Origin of the sequence: Desulfosporosinus sp. I2, from assembly GCF_000960765.1 — a bacterium.
Lineage (GTDB): Bacteria > Bacillota > Desulfitobacteriia > Desulfitobacteriales > Desulfitobacteriaceae > Desulfosporosinus.
On record NZ_JYNH01000261.1, the window covers coordinates 1 to 2,165 of the forward strand.

Here is a 2,165-nt window from a genome sequence, read left to right on the forward strand (position 1 = left end):
GTAAGCGCTTAATAAACCAGTGCATGGTCAACCTACGCTAACTATGAGAAAATACCTTCATAAAGCCAAAGAGTGGAGGTATTACATTGTCCAAGCCAGAACAGCAGGCTGCGCTCGTGGCGGAATGCAGGGCCAGCGGAATGACAGCAAAGGCCTGGTGCGAAGCCAAGGGTATTCAATATCAACGGTATCTTACCTGGGCAACAAAAGTTAATAGGGAATGCCAACATGAACCGCAGCAGTGGGCTCAAATAACGATGACAAAAGAGGAACGCTCCACGAGCGAAATCAGGCTTAATTGCGGCAAATGGACCATTTGCGTGGAAGCTGGGTTCAGTCCTTCGTTGCTTGCGGACATACTTAAGATTGTGGATGCCGTATGCTAAAGGACATCATGAACTATGACAGCATTTATCTGGCTTGTGGAGTGACAGATCTGAGGCGAGCGGTCGACGGTCTGGCCATCATCGTCAAACAAGAATTCAACATGGATCCGTTTGGAAACTATCTGTTCCTGTTCTGTAATCGGGCGCGCAATCGCCTGAAAGCCCTTAGTTGGGATAGAAATGGTTTTATACTTTACTACAAGAGACTAGACGGGGCGGGAGCCCGATTCAAATGGCCAAAAGATCCAACCGATGTAAGAAACATAACCGTTAGTCAACTTCGCCTCCTCATGGACGGCATGTCCATAGATCCACCCAAGGGTTTTGGTGAAGTCACAGCCAGGGATTTTTGTTAAGGAAAATGATACGTTCAAACTAACCTGAAATCGTTAGTTCCAGAGTGAAAAATATGTTTTCAAAAATGGCTCAAACCGTTGGTATTACTGGAAATTTAGCTATATTTGTAGTATAATATAACCATGAAAACGATTGATTTGAAGGGCGTTTCGCCCCAGATAACTGCATATATTTCAACCCTCGAAACGCAACTTAAAGAACAGACAACACAGTTACAGGAACAGTCCAAAACGGTCGAATCACAGAAGGTACGTATCGATCGGCTTATGGATATGCTGGCCAATTTCCAAAAGACCATGTACGGTCAATCCAGCGAAAAAAGCAAGTATGTGTTGGGGGAGGATCTTAATCAGATCTCCTTATTCAATGAAGCGGAGGCTGAATCAAACAGCAAAGCCCCGGAGCCCGACAAAGTTGCTGTTTCTGGGCATATCAGGAAAGCCAAACGCACCAAGGAAGAACTGGCAGCGGACGTTCCCGTGGTGGAGATTCTCTGCGAGTTGGATCAAGAAAAACTTGTCTGTGAGATATGTGACGGGAAAATGCGGCTTCTCGGCAAAGAGACCGTCCGGGAAGAATTAGAAATTATACCGGCACAGGTAAGGATGCTTCGGTATATCCGGAACAGCTATGTCTGTGAAAGCTGCGAGAAAGAAACGGGAGAAGCCAAGATCGTGAAAGCGCCCACTCCTGCACCCGTCATAAAACGGAGCCTTGCTTCGGCGTCGACGGTGGCCCATGTCATGTATCAGAAATATGTTAATGGCATGCCACTGTACCGACAGGAAAAGGACTGGGCCAATCAGGGTGTCGTTCTTTCCAGAGCGACTTTGGCAAACTGGATCATACGGTCGTCAAACGACTGGTTGCTGCCCTTATGGGAGATTATGAAGGAACATCTGCTTCAACAAGCTGTGATTATGGCGGATGAGACGGTGATTCAGGTACTGAAAGAAGAAGGAAAGAAACCGTCCTCGGAGTCTCGGATGTGGGTATACTGTTCAGGCAATACTGGAGAAGCACCGGTGGTCTTGTTTGAATACCAGCCCTCACGATCAGGCGAGCATGCGAAGCGTTTCTTGGAAGGCTTCCACGGGTGGCTTCAAACCGATGGCTACAGTGGGTATAATAAAGTACAAGAGGTAACCCGATGTGGTTGCTGGGCTCATCTACGGCGTAAGTTCCAAGACGCGATGCCAAAGAATGGAGCCGTTGTAGGTTCTACCGCTACTGTGGGATTTGACTATTGCAATCAGCTGTTCTCCATTGAGAGGGACTTAGCCCAGCTCACTCCAGAGGAACGGAAATTACAGCGTCAGGAAAGGGCCAAGCCAGTTCTCGAGGCTTACTTCCTATGGGTAGAAACAGTCAACGCACTCAAAGGCTCTAAACTGGCCGAGGCCATTACATATTCGATCAACC

3 protein-coding genes are annotated in these 2,165 nt (G+C 47.6%); all 3 read left to right on the forward strand.

The window, feature by feature from the left end:
• Positions 1–86: 86 nt before the first annotated feature.
• Positions 87–386: a hypothetical protein gene (locus UF75_RS25470; RefSeq protein ID WP_045577311.1), complete on the forward strand. Its 300-nt coding sequence runs from the start codon at positions 87–89 to the stop codon at positions 384–386.
• On the forward strand, positions 380–742 hold the full coding sequence (gene tnpB, locus UF75_RS25475) for an IS66 family insertion sequence element accessory protein TnpB (RefSeq protein ID WP_045577312.1): 363 nt from the start codon (positions 380–382) through the stop codon (positions 740–742). Before UF75_RS25470 ends, tnpB begins: the two co-directional genes overlap by 7 nt.
• A gap of 123 nt (positions 743–865) precedes the next feature.
• Positions 866–2,165 (forward strand): IS66 family transposase (locus tag UF75_RS25480; RefSeq protein WP_156146632.1); only part of this gene is annotated, 1,300 nt, incomplete at its 3' end.